This window comes from Kitasatospora sp. NPDC049258 (assembly GCF_040678895.1).
GTDB lineage: Bacteria > Actinomycetota > Actinomycetes > Streptomycetales > Streptomycetaceae > Kitasatospora.
The window spans coordinates 58,429-77,399 of the sequence record NZ_JBFAQT010000019.1; the positions used below are offsets into that span (position 1 = coordinate 58,429).

Below are 18,971 nucleotides of genomic sequence, written 5' to 3' on the forward strand. Positions count from 1 at the left end.
CCCTCTTACGTAAACTGTGTGTCGTGACCGACACGACGAACCAGCGCCCCGACAGCCCCAAGGGGTTCAACACAGCCCCCGGGGACGACGCAGCCACCCTCCCGACGACCTACGCCCCGGCGGAGGTAGAGGGCGAGCTGTACGAGCGCTGGGTGGAGCGCGGTTACTTCACCGCCGACGCCAAGAGCGACAAGCCCGCGTACACCATCGTCATCCCGCCGCCGAACGTGACCGGTTCGCTGCACCTCGGGCACGCCTTCCAGCACACGCTGATGGACGCGCTGACCCGCCGCAAGCGGATGCAGGGCTACGAGGCGCTCTGGCTGCCCGGCATGGACCACGCCGGTATCGCCACCCAGAACAAGGTCGAGCAGCAGCTCGCCTCCTCCGGTCTGTCGCGCCACGACCTGGGCCGGGAGGCCTTCGTCGAGAAGGTGTGGCAGTGGAAGGAGGAGTACGGCGGCAAGATCCTCGGCCAGATGCGCCGGCTCGGCGACGGCGTGGACTGGTCGCGCGAGCGCTTCACCATGGACGAGGGCCTCTCCCAGGCCGTCCAGACCATCTTCAAGAAGCTCTTCGACGACGGCCTGATCTACCGCGCCGAGCGCATCATCAACTGGTGCCCGCGCTGCCTGACCGCGCTCTCCGACATCGAGGTCGAGCACGACGAGGTGCCCGGCGAGCTGGTCTCGATCCGCTACGGCGACGGGGACGAGTCCATCGTGGTCGCCACCACCCGGGCCGAGACCATGCTGGGCGACACCGCCGTGGCGGTCCACCCGGACGACGAGCGCTACCGGCACCTGGTGGGCACCACCATCGCGCTGCCGCTGACGGACCGCCGGATCCCGGTCGTCGCGGACGAGCACGTCGACCCGGAGTTCGGCACCGGCGCCGTCAAGGTGACGCCGGCCCACGACCCCAACGACTTCGCCATCGGCCAGCGCCACGGCCTGGAGAACCTGACCGTGATGGACGAGCGCGGTGTGATCACCGTGCACGGCCCGTTCCTCGGCCTGGACCGCTTCGAGGCTCGCTCCGCGGTGGTCGGCGCGCTGCGCGCCGAGGGGCGCATCGTCGCCGAGAAGCGCCCCTACATGCACGCGGTCGGCCACTGCTCGCGCTGCCAGACCGTGGTCGAGCCGCGGCTGTCGCTCCAGTGGTGGGTCAAGGTCGCCCCGCTGGCCGCCGAGGCCGGCGCCGCCGTCCGGGACGGCCGGGTGCAGATCCACCCCAAGGAGCTGGAGGGCCGCTACTTCAGCTGGGTCGACAACATGCACGACTGGTGCATCTCGCGCCAGCTCTGGTGGGGCCACCGGATCCCGGTCTGGTACGGCCCGAACGGCGAGGTCGTCTGCGTCGGACCGGACGAGCAGGCGCCCACCGGCGAGGGCTGGACCCAGGACACCGACGTGCTGGACACCTGGTTCTCCAGCGGGCTGTGGCCGTTCTCCACCCTGGGCTGGCCGGAGCAGACCCCGGACCTGGAGAAGTTCTACGCCACCGACGTCCTGCTCACCGGCCACGACATCATCTTCTTCTGGGTCGCCCGGATGATGATGTTCGGCCTGTACGCGATGGACGGCCGGGCGCCGTTCCACACCATCGCGCTCACCGGTCTGGTCCGCGACCAGTTCGGCAAGAAGATGTCCAAGTCCTTCGGCAACGCGGTGGACCCGCTGGACTGGATGGACGCCTACGGGGCCGACGCCGTCCGCTTCACCCTGGCCCGCGGCGCCAACCCCGGCGCGGACGTGCCGATCGGCGAGGACTGGGTGCAGGGGTCGCGCAACTTCTGCAACAAGATCTGGAACGCCACCCGCTTCGCCCTGATGAACGGCGCCACCGTCGAGGGCCCGCTGCCCGCCCCCGAGGAGCTGACGGCGGCCGACCGCTGGATCCTCTCGCGGCTGAACGCGACCGTCGCCGAGGCCGACGCCCTGTACGACGACTACCAGTTCGCCAAGCTGTCCGACGGCCTGTTCCACTTCGCCTGGGACGAGGTCTTCGACTGGTACGTCGAGCTCTCCAAGACCACCCTGGCTGCCGGTGGCGCGCAGGCCGACGCCTCGCGCCGGGTGCTCGGCGAGGTGCTGGACGTGACGCTGCGCCTGCTGCACCCGATCGTCCCGTTCGTCACCGACACCCTGTGGACCACGCTCACCGGGGCCGAGTCGCTGGTGGTCGCCGACTGGCCGAAGGACAGCGGCTTCCGGGACACCGCCGCGGAGGCCGAGATCGCCACCCTGCAGCAGGTGGTCACCGAGGTCCGCCGGTTCCGCTCCGACCAGGGGCTGAAGCCCGGCCAGCGGGTCCCGGCCCAGCTGGAGCTGGCCGGTACCGCCCTCGTCCCGCACGAGGCGGCGATCCGCTCGCTGCTGCGGCTGACCGAGCCGGAGGCCGGCTTCTCGGCCACCGCCTCGCTGCCGGTGGCCGGCGCCAAGGTGTCGCTCGACCTCTCCGGCACCATCGACGTCGCGGCCGAGCGCAAGCGCCTCGCCAAGGACCTGGCGGCGGCCGAGAAGGAGAAGGCGCAGACCACCGCCAAGCTCGGTAACGAGGGTTTCCTCGCCAAGGCGCCGGACGACGTGGTGGCCAAGATCCGCGGCCGCCAGGAGGCCGCCGAGGCCGACATCGCCCGGATCACCGCGCAGTTGGCCTCGCTGCCGCAGGGCTGACCGGCTCCGCCGGGGCCGAGGGCCCGTCACCCGCACCGGGTGGCGGGCCCTCGGCCGTTTCGGCGGGGCGCCGCAATGGGTGGCGAAACAGCGATAACTTCCGGTGTCCGGGCGCGGGTTGCCGATTTCGCCAATACCACCCAAAGGCGCTCCCGGGCCCGGTCGGGTGCTTGCCGGCGGTGCTTGCCGGTGGGTGCGCAACTGCTGTGCAACTGCGCTGCCGCCGGCCGTATTCGGGGCCTTTGGATCCCTCGTTCGGCGGTATTCCGAAGGCGCCCGCGCCCGATACGGATGTGTGCGAAGAGCTTTGCCCGACCACTCGGTCGCATCCGGGCGGCGGCGCCCCGAGGGCCCCAGGGAGCGGCCGACGGCGGTGGTCGCGGCGGATTCGGGGGATACCGGTGGTGCGGGAGTTGCCCGGTCGAGTGGCGATCTCGGCCGCCATTCACGGCATTTGGCGGGCCGCGGCGCAACGCACCGGAAAGCGTCGGACGGATCCGCCCCCAAAGCCCCTGGGATTGTTTTCCGCTGGTCCGTATGAGCGGGTTCCCGTACGTTCCCAGTTCGGATGTGTACGGTGTTGCCCACGTTCCCATTCGGGCGGTGCGACTGGCGGGAGGGCGCGAGCATGGTGGTGACCACGGAGTTGGCCGACGAACTGCCCGCGGAGGCGGTGGAGGCGGTCAAGGCCCGGGCGGCGGTGCTGCTGTTGGCCTTCCGGCACGGCAATCAGCTCGCCTTCGACCGCGAGCTGGACCGGCTGCTGGCCGAGCACGCCGAGCGCGAGGTGACCACCCTGCTGGTGTGGATCGCGGCCGAGGCGGTCCGCAAGGCCTACGCGCACGAGGTGGGCGACCGGGTGTTGCGCGCTCTGGTGCGCCGGGCGCCGGTGGACACCTCGGCGGTGGTGGTGGACGAGGACTCGGTGGACGCCGCGCTGCTGCTGGAGTCGGTGGCCGCCGGGGACGTGGGGACGGTGCGCGCGCTGGTGGCGGGCACGCCGGACACCACGTACCTGCTCGGCGGCCTGCTGCAGGCGGTGGCCATGATGCTGCCGCTGCTCCCGGAGGGCGAGGCGGAGGAGATCGCGGCCGAGCTGCGCCGCCGGCACAGCGGCCGCACCGCGCCCCAGGTGCCCGAGGCCCGGCACCCGTAACGTAGTTGACAATCTGTCAGCGCGCGCCAGAAGTGGCATGCACGCCACTAGGCAACCGGTCAGTAACCGTCCTACCGTCGACTTCTGAAGCTTCGACGGAGGAGCTGGCATGCATCGACGCCCCCACGCGCTCAGGCTCCCGGCCGCCGGCCTCACGGTGGCCCTCCTCGCGGCCGCCACCCTGGCCGCCGCCCCGACCCCCACCCGTGCCCCCGCAGCGGCCGCCGCCGCGAACGACTACTGCGGCGGCCGCTGCCTGGACATCCTGCCGCCCGGCGAGAACGGCAACGCCACCCTCGCCGACATCCTCGCCAACAAGGTCTTCGGCACCCGCCCCGCCCACACCGACGACCAGCTCGGCCCGTACGCCAACCTGGCCGCCGCCTACCCCGGGCTGACCGAGGCCACCCTGCGCAACTTCTTCAACGACGCCTCCTTCGGGGTGCCGGCCGACCAGGTCGCCAGCACCTCCCGCCCCCGCCCGGACGTGGCCATCGTCCGCGACAAGGCCACCGGCGCCCCGCACATCACCGGCACCACCCGGTACGGCACCGAGTTCGGCGCGGGCTACGCCGCCGCGCAGGACCGGCTCTGGCTGATGGACCTGTTCCGGCACGTCGGCCGCGGCCAGCTCTCCGGTTTCGCCGGCGGCGCGGCGGCCAACCGCGAGCTGGAGCAGAGCTTCTGGCAGGCCGCCCCGTACACCGAGGCGGAGCTGCAGAGCCAGATCGACGCCATCGCGGGCCAGGGAGACCGCGCCCGGCAGGCCCTGGACGACGCCAGGGCGTACCTGGACGGCATCAACAAGTACGTCACCGAGTCCTACAACGGTCGCTACTTCCCCGGCGAGTACGACCTCACCGGCCACATCAACCCGATCACCAACGCGGGCGGGATCGAGCCCTTCAAGCTCACCGACCTGGTCGCGCTGGCCTCCGTGGTGGGCGCCCTGTTCGGCGCGGGCGGCGGCGGCGAACTCGCCTCCGCCCAGGTCCGGCTGGCCGCCGAGGCGAAGTACGGCAAGGACGCCGGCGACGCGGTCTGGAAGTCGCTGCGCGAGGCCGACGACCCCGAGGCCGTGCTGACCCTGCACAACGGCGAGCAGTTCCCGTACGCGCTGCCGCCGGACGATCCGCAAGGGTTGGCCCTGCCGGACCCGGGGTCGGTGCTCCCCGAGCGGTTGATCTACGACGCCACCGGCTCGGCCGGCCAGAGCGCCACCGCGGCCCCGGGGGTGCTGCCCGGCAACCTGCTCACCGCCAAGCACGGCATGTCCAACGCCCTGGTGGTCTCCGGCAGCCACACCGACGACGGCCACCCGATCGCCGTGTTCGGCCCGCAGACCGGCTACTTCGCCCCTCAGCTGCTGATGCTGGAGGAGATCCAGGGCCCGGGCATCAGCGCCCGCGGCGCGGCCTTCGCCGGGCTCAGCTTCTACGTCCAGCTCGGCCGCGGCCAGGACTACGCCTGGAGCGCCACCTCGGCCGGCCAGGACATCACCGACAGCTACGCGGTGCCGCTGTGCACCACCGACGGATCGCCCGTCACCACGGCGGCCAACTCCTACCTCTGGCACGGCCAGTGCCTGCCGCTGGAGCGGCTGGAGCGCAAGAACGCCTGGGCCCCCACCACCGCGGACTCCACCGCGGTCGGCTCCTACACGCTGGTGATGTACCGGTCCAGGTACGGGCTGGTGCAGGCCCGCGGCACGGTCGGCGGCAAGCCGGTGGCGTTCACCGAGCTGCGCTCCACCTACCGCCACGAGGCCGACTCCATCATCGGCTTCCAGATGCTCAACGACCCGGGCGCGGTGCACGACACCGCGAGCTTCCAGCAGGCCGCGCAGAGCATCAACTACACCTTCAACTGGTTCTACGCGGACGCGGCGCACACCGCCTACTACAACTCCGGCAGCAACCCCGTGCGCGCCCCCGGGGTCGACGCCGGGCTGCCGGTGATGGCCGAACCCGCCTACGAGTGGCGGGACTTCGACCCGGTGGCGAACACCGCCCGGTACACCCCGGCGGCCGAGCACCCGCAGTCGGCCGACCAGGACTACTACATCTCCTGGAACAACAAGCAGGCCAAGTCCTTCGCCGCGGCCGGCTTCGGCAACGGCTCGGTGCACCGGGGCAACCTGCTGGACGACCGGGTCGCGGCGCTGGTCCGGGGCCCGGCGAAGGTCACCCGGGTCTCGCTCACCCAGGCCATGGAGAGCGCGGCCACCACCGACCTGCGGGCCGAGGACGTGCTGCCCGAGCTGCTGCGGGTGATCCACGGCGGGCCGGTCACCGACCCGGCCACCGCCACCGCCGTGCAGCGGCTGGACAGCTGGCTGGCGGCGGGCGGGCGGCGCACCGAGACCTCGGCGGGCAGCCACGCCTACGCCGACGCCGACGCGATCCGCACCATGGACGCCTGGTGGCCGCTGCTCGCGGACGGGGTCTTCCGGCCGGGGCTCGGCGACCCGCTGTTCGCCGCCCTCACCGGCGCGTTGCAGATCAACGAGTCGCCCTCGGGCGGCCAGAGCGGCCCGACCAGCGGCACCTCCAGTGCCAACGAGTCGATCCCGCACAAGGGGTCGGCCTTCCAGTACGGCTGGTGGAGCTACCTGGACAAGGACCTGCGGGCGACCCTGGGCGAGCCGGTGGCCGGCCCGCTGGCCCGCCCGTTCTGCGGCGGCGGCGACCTGGCGGCCTGCCGCACGGTGCTGCTGGACAGCCTGAAGAGGGCGGCCGCGCAGACCCCGGCCCAGGTCTACCCGGGTGACCCGGACTGCGCCGCGGGCGACCAGTGGTGCGCGGACACCGTCATCCAGCGCCCGCTCGGCGGGGTGACGGACGCCAAGACCACCTGGCAGAACCGGCCGACCTACCAGCAGGTCGTCCAGTTCCGCACGCACCGCTGAACGACCGGGGCCCGGGGCCGGCCTGCCGCCGGCTGCCGGGCCCCGTGGCTCTGCCGGAGGCGGGCCCGAGGGAGCCGGGCGCCGCCGCACCCTGGTCCGCGGTCGCCGCCGGGCTCCCTACACTGGGCCCGTGAGTGACAAGGCCGGGCAGAACCCGTACACCATCCGACCCAGCGGTGCGGACCCCGCGGACGACGACAGCGAGCTGCGCGCCATCGAGGCCGAGCTGTCCCGGCGGTGGCCGGAGAACAAGCTGGAGCCCTCGCTCGACCGGATCAACGCGGTGATGGACATCCTGGGCCAGCCCCAGCGCGCCTTCCCGTCGATCCACATCACCGGCACCAACGGCAAGACCTCCACCGCCCGCATGGTGGAGCGGCTGCTCAACACCTTCGAGCTGCGCACCGGCCGGTACACCAGCCCGCACGTCGAGTCGGTGACCGAGCGGATCAGCCTCGACTCCACGCCGATCAGCGTCGAGCGCTTCGTCGAGACCTACCGCGAGATCGAGCCCTACGTGCGGATGGTCGACGAGCAGCAGCCGATCGCGCTGTCCTTCTTCGAGGTGCTCACCAGCATGGCCTACGCGGCCTTCGCCGACGCCCCGGTGGACGTGGCCATCGTCGAGGTCGGCATGGGCGGCAGCTGGGACGCCACCAACGTGATCGACGCCGCCGTCTCGGTGATCACCCCGGTCGGCCTGGACCACACCGACCGGCTCGGCAACACCACCGGGGAGATCGCCACCGAGAAGGCCGGCATCATCAAGCCGGGCGCCCTGGCGGTGATCGCCCAGCAGCCGCTGGACGCCGCGCAGTCCATCCTCAAGCGCGCGGTCGAGGTCGACGCCACGGTCGCCCGCGAGGGCATGGAGTTCGGCGTGGTGCGCCGCGAGGTCGCGGTCGGCGGCCAGCTGATCACCCTGCGCGGGCTAGGCGGTTACGAGTACGAGGACGTGTTCATCCCGCTGCACGGCGCCCACCAGGCGCACAACGCCGTGCTGGCGCTGGCCGCGGTCGAGGCCTTCTTCGGCGTCGGCGGCGCGCGCGGCGGCAACCTCGACCCGGACAAGGTCCGCGAGGGCTTCTCCGGGGTCAGCTCCCCGGGCCGCCTGGAGGTCGTCCGCCGCAGCCCCACTGTGATCCTGGACGCCGCGCACAACCCGCACGGCGCCGAGGCCTCGGTGGCCGCGATCGGCGAGTCCTTCGGCTTCTCCAAGCTGGTCGGCGTGATCGGCACCAGCGGCGACAAGGACGTCTCCGGCCTGCTGGCGGCCTTCGAGCCGATCCTGTCGGACGTGGTCGTCACCCAGAACACCACCCACCGGGCGACCCCGGTGGACCAGCTGGCGTCGATCGCGGTGGAGATCTTCGGCGAGGACCGGGTGCAGGTCGAGCCCCGCCTCGACGACGCCATCGAGGCCGCGATCACGCTGGCCGAGGAGGACGGCGACCTCACCGGCACCGGCGTGCTCGTCACCGGCTCGGTGATCACCGTGGGCGAGGCCCGCCTGCTGCTCGGAAGGAACAAGTAGCCATGCGCACGCTCTGCTCCTCGACCCTGATCGGCGAGGCCCTGCTGGTGATGTTCGCCGGCCTGGTGGCCATGCAGCTCACGGATGTGTCCGGCACCGTCATCTGGACGGTCAGCGGGGTCGCCATCCTGCTCTGCGTCCTGCTCTGCGGCGCGATCAACCGCCCCGGCGCGGTCGCGGTCGGCTGGGCGCTCCAGCTCGGCCTGATCGCCAGCGGCCTGGTGCTGCCGACCATGTACGGGCTCGGGCTGGTGTTCGCCGCACTGTGGTGGTGCTCGGTGCACTACGGCCGCAAGATCGACGAGATCAAGGCCGCCCGGGCCGCCGCGGCGGCCTGATCCCCACGTGCGGCCGGGGTGCCCCCGGCCGCACGAATGTGCTGCTCACGCAAGGTAATCTCTGGGGTAGCCGCATACACCCTGCAGTACCGATTCCCCTGGAGCCGCACCGTGTCCCAGCGCACGCTCGTCCTGCTCAAGCCCGACGCCGTCAAGCGTGGCCTGGCCGGCGAGATCATCAGCCGGATCGAGCGCAAGGCCAACTGGCGGCTCGCCGCCGTCGAGCTGCGCACCTTCGACCGCGCGACGCTGGAGCAGCACTACGCCGAGCACGTCGGGCGCCCGTTCTACGAGCCGCTGCTCGAGTTCATGACCTCCGGCCCGTCGATCGCGCTGATCGTCGAGGGTGAGAACGTCGTCCCGGGCATCCGGGTGCTGGCCGGCGCGACCGACCCGCTGCAGGCGGGCGCCGGCACCATCCGCGGCGACTACGCGACGATCACCCGGGAGAACCTGATCCACGCCTCGGACTCCCCGGAGTCGGCCGAGCGCGAGATCAAGATCTTCTTCCCCGCGCACGCCTAGGCCGCGTCGCTCGGCCCGCCCGCCAGGCACGGCCCGGCGGGCCGGGCCAGGGCGCCCGCACCCCGTCCCACCTGCTGATCCGACCGGGCGAATCTCACCTTTTCATCGTCAAATACGGAACTGGGACCTCCGACACGGCGTCCCAATCCTGCGAGAAGCCGACCGGCCCACGGAGAATGGACCGTATGCCGTGGCCCGCCGAACACCTCGACCGGCGTGGCTACGATGGACACAACTCATGGGCCCGGTACGGCTGCTCAGCTGATGTCAGCCCTGCTGCGGGCGCGCCGCGGTCGGCCCGCTCCCGCCCCGCCATCCATACCGAACCCGGGAAGGCACTCCACACCCCATGGCCAACAACCTGTCGTTCATCGGCCGTGACATGGCGATCGACCTCGGCACTGCCAACACGCTGGTGTACGTCAGGGGCAAGGGGATCGTGCTCAACGAGCCGTCCGTGGTCGCGGTGAACACCAACACCGGCGGGATCCTCGCGGTCGGCTCCGAGGCGAAGAAGATGATCGGGCGCACGCCCGGCAACATCGTCGCCATCCGCCCGCTCAAGGACGGCGTGATCGCCGACTTCGAGATCACCGAGCGGATGCTGCGCTACTTCATCCTCAAGATCCACCGGCGCCGCTACCTGGCCCGCCCGCGGGTCGTGGTCTGCGTGCCCTCCGGCATCACCGGGGTCGAGCGCCGGGCCGTGATCGAGGCCTCCTCGCAGGCCGGCGCCCGCCAGGTGCACATCATCGAGGAGCCGATGGCGGCCGCGATCGGGGCCGGCCTGCCGGTGCACGAGCCGACCGGCAACATGGTGGTGGACATCGGCGGCGGCACCACCGAGGTCGCGGTGATCTCGCTCGGCGGCATCGTCACCGCGCAGTCCCTGCGGGTGGCCGGTGACGAGTTGGACAACGCGATCGTCCAGCACATCAAGAAGGAGTACAGCCTCCTGCTCGGTGAGCGCAGCGCCGAGCAGATCAAGATGTCCATCGGCTCCGCCTTCGCGCTCGAGGGCGAGAAGGACGAGCACGCCGAGATCCGCGGCCGCGACCTGGTCAGCGGCCTGCCCAAGACCGTGGTGATCTCGGCCGCCGAGGTCCGCGAGGCGATCGACGAGCCGGTCAACTCGATCATCGACGCGGTGAAGACCACCCTCGACCAGTGCCCGCCCGAGCTGGCCGGCGACGTGATGGACCGGGGCATCGTGCTCACCGGCGGCGGCGCGCTGCTGCGCGGGCTGGACGAGCGGCTGCGCCGGGAGACCGGCATGCCGATCCACATCGCGGAGAACCCGCTGGACTCGGTCGCGCTGGGCGCGGGCAAGTGTGTGGAGGAGTTCGAGGCCCTGCAGCAGGTCCTCGACGCCCAGCCGCGACGGTGACCCGGCCGCGACAAAGCATCCGGCCGGTCGTTAGTACGTACAGAGCGTTCGTCAACTGAATGGTCCCCACCCTCCTTCTCAGCGGGTGGGGGCCCGGCACTGAAGGGGCAGTTCCAGCACCGTGAGGGACACACGAGAGAGCCGACTACTGCTCATCCTGCTGGTGGCTGTCGCCTTCGCACTGATCACCGTGGACATCAAGGGCGGCGAGAGCTCCCCCCTCAACGGTGCCCGCAGGGCCGCCGCGGGAGCACTCGGGCCGGTCGAGCGCGGGGCGGCGGGGGTGGTGGACCCGGTGGCGGGCTACGTCCGGGCGGTCCGCGACGCGGGCACCCACCAGGAGCGGCTCGACCTGATCACCCGGGAGAACACCGAGCTGCGCCAGCGGCTCGCCTCCTCGGACGCCGCCGCCGGCCGGACCAAGCAGCTCGACGAGATGCTCCGCACGGCCGGCGCCGGCGGTTACACCGTCAAGGCCGCCCAGGTGATCGCGATCGGTGCCGCCCAGGGCTTCTCCTGGACCATCACCATCGACGCCGGCAGCGACGACGGGCTGACCCGGGACATGACGGTGATCAACAGCCAGGGCCTGGTCGGTCGGATCACCACCGTCGCCCCGACCACCGCCACCGTGCTGCTCGCCTCCGACCCCGGCTTCACCGCCGGCACCCGGATCGAGAGCAGCGACGAGATCGGCTTCGCGGCCGGCCAGGGCACCAGCCCGATGAAGGTCCAGCTGCTCAACGGCAAGGCCCAGGTCAAGCCGGGGGACCGGCTGGTCACCTTCGGCTCGCACAGCGGGCGCCCGTTCGTCCCCGGCGTCCCGGTCGGCAAGGTGGTCGAGGTCCAGGCCACCCCGGGCCAGCTCACCAAGACCGTGCTGGTCGAACCCTTCGTCCAGTTCACCCGCCTCGACCTGGTCGGCGTGGTGGTCGTGCCGCCGCGCACCGACCCGCGGGACGCCGTCCTGCCGCCCGCGCCCACCGGCGCCGCCGCCCCGGCGGCCCCGGCCCAGCCGAGCGCCGCCGCACCGCCCACCAAGCCCGCCGGGGGGAACTGACCGTGCGTCCTAGCCGGATCCTGCTGCCCGCCGCCCTGCTGCTGCTCGCCCTGGTCGTCCAGGTCAGCGTGCTGGGCCGGCTCCAACTCCCCGGGGCCACCCCCGACCTGCTGATGCTGGTGGTGGTGGGCCTCGCCCTGGTCTACGGGCCGAGCGGCGGCTGCCTGGTCGGCTTCGCCGGCGGCTTGCTGGCCGACCTGGCGCCGCCCTCCGACCACGCCATCGGCCGCTACGCGCTGGTGCTCTGCCTGGTCGGGTACGCCGCCGGCCTGCTCCGCCCGGAGGCCGGCCGGCAGCGCTCGGCGCTCAGCGCCCTGCTGGTGGTGGCCGGCGCGGCCGTGGTCTCCACCCTGCTGTACGCCACGGTCGGCGCCCTGGTCGGCGACACCGCGGCGCGGCACGTCGGCCTGACCGGCCTGGTCCTCAGCGCCCTGCTCTACGACGTGCTGCTGGCCCCGTTCGTGGTCCCCGCCGTGATGCTGCTGGCCCGCCGCTTCGACCACGGCCCGGCCCTGGCCGAGGTCGGCACCGGGGACGGCGGCGGCTCCGGCCTCGGCTCGCTGGCCCGCTACCGGACCACCCGGGAGGCCTCGGCGATGCCGGTCACCACCAAGAAGAAGCGTCCGCTGAACCTCGCCAAGCGCCCCTGAGCCGCACGGTGATAGGAGTCACTGCCCCGTGAGCAACATCCCGGAGACCGGCCGCACCCAACGGGTGACGATCCGTCTTGTGGTGCTGCAGATCCTGGTCCTCTCGCTGCTCGCCACCCTCGGCGGCCGGCTCTGGTACCTGCAGATCCGCACCGGCGACGAGTACGCGGCCAAGGCCCAGGGCAACCACATCCGCGAGGTGGTGGAACCCGCCATCCGCGGGGAGATCCTGGACGCCTCCGGCCGGGTGCTGGCCGGCAACGAGACCAAGCTGGTCGTCTCGGTCAGCCGCACCTCGCTGCTGCAGCAGAAGGACCACGGCAAGGGCGTGCTGGCCCGGCTGGCCGACGTGCTCGGCCTGCCCGCCAAGGACGTCCAGGACAAGGTCCGGCTCTGCGACGCCAAGACCCCGCAACCGTGCTGGAACGGTTCGCCGTACCAGCCGATCCCGGTCACCCAGCAGGCCACCACCCAGCAGGCGATGCAGATAATGGAACGCCGCGAGGACTTCCCCGGCGTCACCGCCCAGCCCACCGCCGTCCGCCGCTACACCGGCGTCGAGGGCGCCAATGCCTCCCAGGTCCTCGGCTACCTCTCACCGGTCACCGACGACGAGGTCACCAAGTCCGCCGACAAGTCCGGCCGGGAGCGCAGGCTGCCGTCCGACCAGATCGGCCGGGCCGGGCTGGAGTCCGTCTACGACGACGACCTGCGCGGCACCACCGGCGTGGACAAGCTGGAGGTCGACAACCTCGGCCGGGTGATCGGCAGCGCCGGACGCACCGCGGCCAAGCCCGGCGAGAACCTGGTCACCAGCATCGACGCCCGGGTCCAGAAGGTGGTCGAGGACCAGCTGGCCCAGGCGATGGTCGACGCCCGCAAGGTGTACGACAAGGAGACCAAGAAGAACTACGAGGCCGACTCCGGCGCGGCCGTGGTGATGGACGTGCACACCGGCCGGATCATCGCGATGGCCAGCGCACCGACCTTCGACCCGAACCTGTGGGTCGGCGGCATCTCGGCCAAGGACTACCAGAACCTGACCAGCAAGGATTCCAACTACCCGCTGATCAACCGCGCCATACAGGGTCAGTCCGCCCCCGGCTCGACCTTCAAGGTCATCTCCACCACCGCGGCCGTCCAGGCCGGGTACTCGCTCGACGGGCACTACCCGTGCCCGACCAGCCTGACCATCGGCGGTCGCGAGTTCAAGAACTTCGAGAGCGAGAGCTTCGGCGACATCACGCTGGAGAAGGCCCTCGAGGTCTCCTGCGACACGGTCTTCTACGGGCTGGCCTACGACCAGTGGATGAAGGACGGCGGCATCAAGCCGAAGAACCCCAACGACTGGTTCTTCAAGACCGCCCACCAGTTCGGCCTCGGCAGCAAGACCGGGATCGACCTGCCGAGCGAGGTGCCCGGCCGGGTGCCGGACCGGCAGTGGAAGCAGTCCTTCTTCGACGCCAACAAGGACGCCTGGTGCGCCCAGGCGGCCAAGGGCGGCCACGAGTACACCGACGAGATCGCCCGCGAGAACTGCGTCGACGGCAACCAGATGCGCGCCGGTGACAGCGTCAACTTCGCGATCGGCCAGGGCGACACCCTGGTCACGCCGGTGCAGATGGCCCGGATCTACTCCGCCCTCGCCAACGGCGGCACGCTCTACCGCCCGACCGTCGGCAAGGCGATCGTCAGCCCCGACGGCACCCTGGTGCGGGACATCGCCCCGCACGAGGACGGCAAGCTGCCGGCCGACAACAAGCTGCTCAGCTACATCAACCAGGCCACCGCGGGCGTCATCACCAGCGGCACCGCCGCCTGGAAGTTCACCGGCGCCGGCTGGCCCCAGGGCAAGATCGAGCTGCACGCCAAGACCGGCACCGCCGAGGTCGCCGGCAAGCAGACCACCTCGTGGCTGACCACCTACAGCGGCGACTACGCGGTCGTGATGACGATAAGCCAAGGTGGCACCGGCTCCGGCGGTTCCGGTGACTCCGTGCGACGGATCTACCAGGCGCTGTACGGCGTGGACGACAAGGGCAACGTGGACAACGGCAAGGCCCTGCTGCCGAAGCCGCAGGCCGAGCTGCCCAAGTTCAACCCGGACGGCACCGCGATCGTCAAGCCCGCCTCCTTCCAGGACGGCGCGGCCTTCCCGGCCGGCTCCACCTTCCTGGACCAGGCCCCGCCGAGCGGCGGCGCCGCCGAGCCGTACCCGGTCGCACTCGCCGCGCTCGAACCCACCCGTACCGGCGGAAGGAGCCGGGCATGACCTCCTACGGCTCGTACCGGCAGGTCCGGCTCAGCCCCCAGCGCGGCTCGATCTCGCGCGCGCTGGCCAAGGACGCCCCGCTGCGCCGGGTGGACTGGATCATGATCCTGGCCGCGCTGGCGCTCTCGCTGGGCAGCTCGCTGCTGGTCTGGTCGGCGACCCGCGGCCGCGACTCGCTGACCCACGGCGACCCGCAGTACTTCCTCTACCGGCACCTCACCAACCTGCTGATCGGCCTGGTGCTGTGCGGGGTGGTGGTGATGATAGGGACGAGGCGGCTGCGCACCGCCGTGCCGTTCGTCTACCTCGCCGTGCTGCTGATGCTGCTGGCGGTGCTCAGCCCGCTGGGCTCGACCATCAACGGCGCGCACTCCTGGATCCAGTTCGGCGGCGGGTTCTCGATCCAGCCGGCCGAGTTCGCCAAGCTCGGCATCGTGCTGGGCATGGCCGTGGTCCTCTCCGCCCGGGTCGACGCCGGTGAGCGGGAGTTCCCGCCCAGCCGCAGCGTGATCCACTCCCTGGTGGTGGCGGCCGTCCCGATGGGCGTGGTCATGCTGATGCCGGACCTCGGCTCGGTGATGGTCATGGCGGTGACCGTGATGGGCATCCTGCTCGCCTCGGGTGCGGCCAACCGCTGGGTGCTCGGCCTGATCTCGGTCGGCGCCGGCGGTGCGGTGGCGATCTGGAAGCTCGGCGTGCTGAGCAAGTACCAGATCGACCGCTTCGCCGCCTTCGCCGACCCCTCCCTCGACCCGGGCGGGGTCGGCTACAACACCGCCCAGGCCCGGATCGCGATCGGCTCCGGCGGGCTCGGCGGCATGGGCCTGTTCCACGGCACCCAGACCACCGGCCAGTTCGTCCCCGAGCAGCAGACCGACTTCGTGTTCAGCGTGGCCGGCGAGGAGCTCGGCTTCATCGGCGGGATGGCCCTGATCGGCCTGCTCGGCGTGATCCTCTGGCGGGCCTGCCGGATCGCCCGGCAGGCCACCGACCTGTACGGCACGATCGTCGCGGCCGGCGTGGTGATCTGGTTCGCCTTCCAGGCCTTCGAGAACATCGGGATGAACCTCGGCATCATGCCGGTGGCCGGCATCCCGCTGCCCTTCGTCTCGTACGGGGGATCCTCGATGTTCGCGGTGTGGATCGCGGTCGGGCTGCTCCAGTCGGTCCGCTCGCAACGGCCGATAGGGATCTGAGGCCCGCGCCCCGACGCCCGCGACCCCCTGGGCCGCGGGCGTCAGAATTTCGAAGGGTCCGACTCGGCTACCCTTGAGAGTCGTCCTGTTCCCGTCGCCAAAGGCTCACCGCATGCCAGTCGAATCGGTCTTCCCACGCCTGGAGGCCCTCCTCCCGCACGTCCAGAAGCCGATCCAGTACGTCGGCGGCGAGCTCAACTCGACCGTCAAGGACTGGGACGCCTGCGAGGTGCGCTGGGCCCTGATGTACCCCGACGCCTACGAGGTCGGCCTGCCGAACCAGGGCGTCATGATCCTCTACGAGGTGCTGAACGAGCGCGAGGGCGTGCTCGCGGAGCGCACCTACAGCGTCTGGCCGGACCTCGAAGCGCTGATGCGCGAGCACGCGGTGCCGCAGTTCACCGTGGACGCGCACCGCCCGGTGAAGGCCTTCGACGTGTTCGGGCTCTCCTTCTCCACCGAGCTCGGCTACACCAACATGCTCACCGCGCTGGACCTCGCGGGCATCCCGATGGAGTCCAAGGACCGCACCGTCGAGGACCCGATCGTGCTGGCCGGCGGCCACGCCGCGTTCAACCCCGAGCCGATCGCGGACTTCATCGACTGCGCCGTGATCGGCGACGGCGAGCAGGCCGTGCTGGACATGACCGAGATCATCCGTGGCTGGAAGGCCGAGGGCCGCCCCGGCGGCCGGGACGAGGTGCTGCTGCGGCTGGCCCGCACCGGCGCGGTCTACGTGCCCCGGTTCTACGACGTCGAGTACCTGCCGGACGGCCGGATCGGCCGCGTGGTGCCCAACCGGGCCGGCGTGCCGTGGCGGGTCTCCAAGCACACCGTGATGGACCTCGACGAGTGGCCGTACCCCAAGCAGCCGCTGGTCCCGCTGGCCGAGACCGTGCACGAGCGGATGTCGGTCGAGATCTTCCGCGGCTGCACCCGCGGCTGCCGCTTCTGCCAGGCCGGCATGATCACGCGCCCCGTGCGGGAGCGAAGCATCACCGGCATCGGCGAGATGGTCGAGCGCGGTCTCAAGGCCACCGGCTTCGAGGAGGTCGGCCTGCTGTCGCTGTCCTCCGCGGACCACACCGAGATCGGTGACATCGCCAAGGGCCTGGCCGACCGGTACACCGAGGACAAGATCGGCCTCTCGCTGCCGTCCACCCGGGTCGACGCCTTCAACATCGACCTCGCCAACGAGCTCTCGCGCAACGGCCGCCGGTCCGGCCTCACCTTCGCCCCCGAGGGCGGCAGCGAGCGGATCCGCAAGGTGATCAACAAGATGGTGTCCGAGGAGGACCTCATCAACACGGTCGCCACCGCGTACGGCAACGGCTGGCGGCAGGTGAAGCTGTACTTCATGTGCGGCCTGCCGACCGAGACCGACGACGACGTGCTGCAGATCGGCGCGATGGCCAAGAACGTGATCCAGAAGGGCCGCGAGGTCACCGGCCAGAACGACATCCGCTGCACCGTCTCCATCGGCGGCTTCGTGCCCAAGCCGCACACCCCGTTCCAGTGGGCCCCGCAGCTGAGCGCCGAGGACACCGACGCCCGGCTGGCGAAGCTCCGCGACTCCATCCGCGGCGACCGCAAGTACGGCAAGAACATCGGTTTCCGCTACCACGACGGCAAGCCCGGCATCATCGAGGGCCTGCTCTCCCGCGGCGACCGCCGGATCGGCGCCGTGATCCGGGCCGTCTACGAGGACGGCGGCCGGTTCGACGGCTGGCGCGAGCACTTCAGCTACGACCGCTGGATGGCCTGCGCCGACAAGGGCCTGTCCGGCACCGGCGTGGACGTGGCCTGGTACACCACCCGCGAGCGCACCTACGAGGAGGTGCTGCCCTGGGACCACCTGGACAGCGGCCTCGACAAGGACTGGCTCTGGGAGGACTGGCAGGACGCCCTCGAAGAGGTCGAGGTCGAGGACTGCCGCTGGACCCCGTGCTTCGACTGCGGGGTGTGTCCTCAGATGGATACGGCCATCCAGATCGGCCCCACCGGCAAGAAGCTGCTGCCGCTGACGGTCGTAAAGTAACCCGGACCTGATCGTGCCCCGCCCGACGGATGTCGGGCGGGGCACGTCGTCGTCGTGGGGCGGGGGAGCGGATGGACGGACAGCAGCGGCCCGGCGGGTACCTGACCTGGGTGGCGCGGGTGCTGGCGCTGGTGGTGGTGCTGCCGCTGCGCTTCGGCTGGGAGGCGCTCACGGTGGCCGGCCGGGCGCTGCGGCGGGTGCTGGAGCAGCTGGTGGAGTGGCTGCTCAGGCGCCCGGCCCGGTACCTGTACCGGCGCCTGCTGACCCCGCTGGGCCGCGCGCTGCGGCTGCTGGGCACCCTCCTGGTGCTGCGCCCGCTCCGCTGGATCCACCGCCGCTGCCTGCTGCCCCTGGGGCGGGGCCTGTGGTGGCTGCTGCGCGCCGCGGGCCGGGGCGCCGGGTGGCTGGCCGGGGCGTTCGCGGCGGGGCTCGGATTCCTGGCCCGCCGGGTGCTCGCCCCGGGCGTGCTCGCGGTGCTCGCCGGGGTGGCGCTGCTGGCGCAGGCCTGCGGCCGGCTGCTGCGGCTCCTGGCGGCCGGCGCGGCCACCCCCGCCCGGGCCCTCGCCCGGTTGCTGCGCCGGCTGGGCCCCGGCGCGGCCCGGCTGGGCCAGGTGCTGCTGGTGCTGCCGCTGGTGCTGGTGGGCCGGTACGTTCTGGCACCGCTCGGTCGGGCGCTGCTCGCCACCCTGCGGGGGACCGCCGCCGCCTGCGGATGGCTGCTGCGGTACGTGGTGGCGGCGCCGGTCGGCGCGCTCGGCCGGTACCTGCTGGTGCCGCTCGGCCGGGCCCTGGTGCGCTGCGCCCGCCGGTCGGCGGCCGCCCTCGGGCGGCTGGCCCGGGGGCTGGTGGCGGCCTGCCGCTGGAGCGGTCGCCGGCTGCTGGCACCGCTCGGCCGGGGCCTGGTGCGGGCGGGTCGGGCCGTCGGCGCGGCCCTCGAGTGGCTGGCCGGGGCCCTCGGGGTGGCGGTCGGCACGGTGCTCGGGTACCTGCTGGTGCTGCCGCTGGCGTGGCTGTGGCGGCACCTGCTGGGCCCCGTGCTGGGCGCCCTGTGGCGGGCCCTGGTGCGGGCCTGGCGGCTGGCCGGGCGGGCCTGGCGGTACCTGGTGGTGCGGCCGTGCCGCTGGGTGCGGCGCGAGCTGTGGTGGCCCGCCAGGGCGGAGCTGCGCCGGCTCGGCCAGGAGGTCCGCCGGGCCTCCCGGGAGCTGCGCCGGGCGCTGGTCGGGTGAGCG

The 18,971-nt window shown here is 71.9% G+C and carries 13 protein-coding genes; all 13 read left to right on the top strand.

All coding sequences use genetic code 11. The features are described from left to right. Nucleotides 1–23 precede the first annotated feature (23 nt). The 13 genes from AB0K43_RS18300 (at nt 24) to AB0K43_RS18360 (ending at nt 18,968) form a co-directional block, all read left to right on the top strand. Entirely contained in the window at nt 24–2,678 is a 2,655-nt protein-coding gene (locus AB0K43_RS18300; RefSeq protein ID WP_363640858.1) for a valine--tRNA ligase, read from the top strand. Nucleotides 2,679–3,306: 628 nt separating this feature from the next. Beyond that, complete coding sequence (locus AB0K43_RS18305) at nt 3,307–3,834, top strand: hypothetical protein (protein WP_363640860.1); 528 nt, start codon at nt 3,307–3,309, stop codon at nt 3,832–3,834. 109 nt (nt 3,835–3,943) lie between these two features. Continuing rightward, nucleotides 3,944–6,742 (top strand): penicillin acylase family protein, encoded by a 2,799-nt coding sequence (locus AB0K43_RS18310; RefSeq protein WP_363640862.1) that lies wholly within the window; start codon nt 3,944–3,946, stop codon nt 6,740–6,742. 130 nt (nt 6,743–6,872) lie between these two features. Then, nucleotides 6,873–8,276, top strand: coding sequence for a folylpolyglutamate synthase/dihydrofolate synthase family protein (locus AB0K43_RS18315; protein ID WP_363640864.1), 1,404 nt, complete (start codon nt 6,873–6,875; stop codon nt 8,274–8,276). 2 nt (nt 8,277–8,278) lie between these two features. After that, nucleotides 8,279–8,614: a DUF4233 domain-containing protein gene (locus AB0K43_RS18320; protein ID WP_363640866.1), complete on the top strand. Its 336-nt coding sequence runs from the start codon at nt 8,279–8,281 to the stop codon at nt 8,612–8,614. A 111-nt stretch (nt 8,615–8,725) separates the two neighbouring features. Further along, nucleotides 8,726–9,139 (top strand): nucleoside-diphosphate kinase, encoded by a 414-nt coding sequence (gene ndk / locus AB0K43_RS18325; RefSeq protein ID WP_363640868.1) that lies wholly within the window; start codon nt 8,726–8,728, stop codon nt 9,137–9,139. Nucleotides 9,140–9,500: 361 nt separating this feature from the next. Further along, nucleotides 9,501–10,526, top strand: coding sequence for a rod shape-determining protein (locus AB0K43_RS18330; RefSeq protein WP_363640978.1), 1,026 nt, complete (start codon nt 9,501–9,503; stop codon nt 10,524–10,526). 121 nt (nt 10,527–10,647) lie between these two features. Next, nucleotides 10,648–11,586, top strand: a complete 939-nt coding sequence (gene mreC, locus AB0K43_RS18335; RefSeq protein ID WP_363640870.1) for a rod shape-determining protein MreC — start codon at nt 10,648–10,650, stop codon at nt 11,584–11,586. Nucleotides 11,587–11,588: 2 nt separating this feature from the next. Then, entirely contained in the window at nt 11,589–12,236 is a 648-nt protein-coding gene (gene mreD, locus AB0K43_RS18340) for a rod shape-determining protein MreD (protein WP_363640872.1), read from the top strand. A 28-nt stretch (nt 12,237–12,264) separates the two neighbouring features. After that, nucleotides 12,265–14,508, top strand: coding sequence for a penicillin-binding protein 2 (gene mrdA, locus AB0K43_RS18345; protein WP_363640874.1), 2,244 nt, complete (start codon nt 12,265–12,267; stop codon nt 14,506–14,508). Then, nucleotides 14,505–15,704, top strand: coding sequence for a rod shape-determining protein RodA (gene rodA / locus AB0K43_RS18350; protein WP_363640876.1), 1,200 nt, complete (start codon nt 14,505–14,507; stop codon nt 15,702–15,704). The genes mrdA and rodA overlap by 4 nt, the downstream gene beginning before the upstream one ends. A 112-nt stretch (nt 15,705–15,816) precedes the next feature. Then, nucleotides 15,817–17,742: a TIGR03960 family B12-binding radical SAM protein gene (locus AB0K43_RS18355; RefSeq protein WP_363640878.1), complete on the top strand. Its 1,926-nt coding sequence runs from the start codon at nt 15,817–15,819 to the stop codon at nt 17,740–17,742. Between the two features lie 71 nt (nt 17,743–17,813). After that, a complete protein-coding gene (locus AB0K43_RS18360; RefSeq protein WP_363640880.1) occupies nt 17,814–18,968 on the top strand; it encodes a hypothetical protein in 1,155 nt (384 codons plus the stop codon). Nucleotides 18,969–18,971 lie beyond the last annotated feature (3 nt).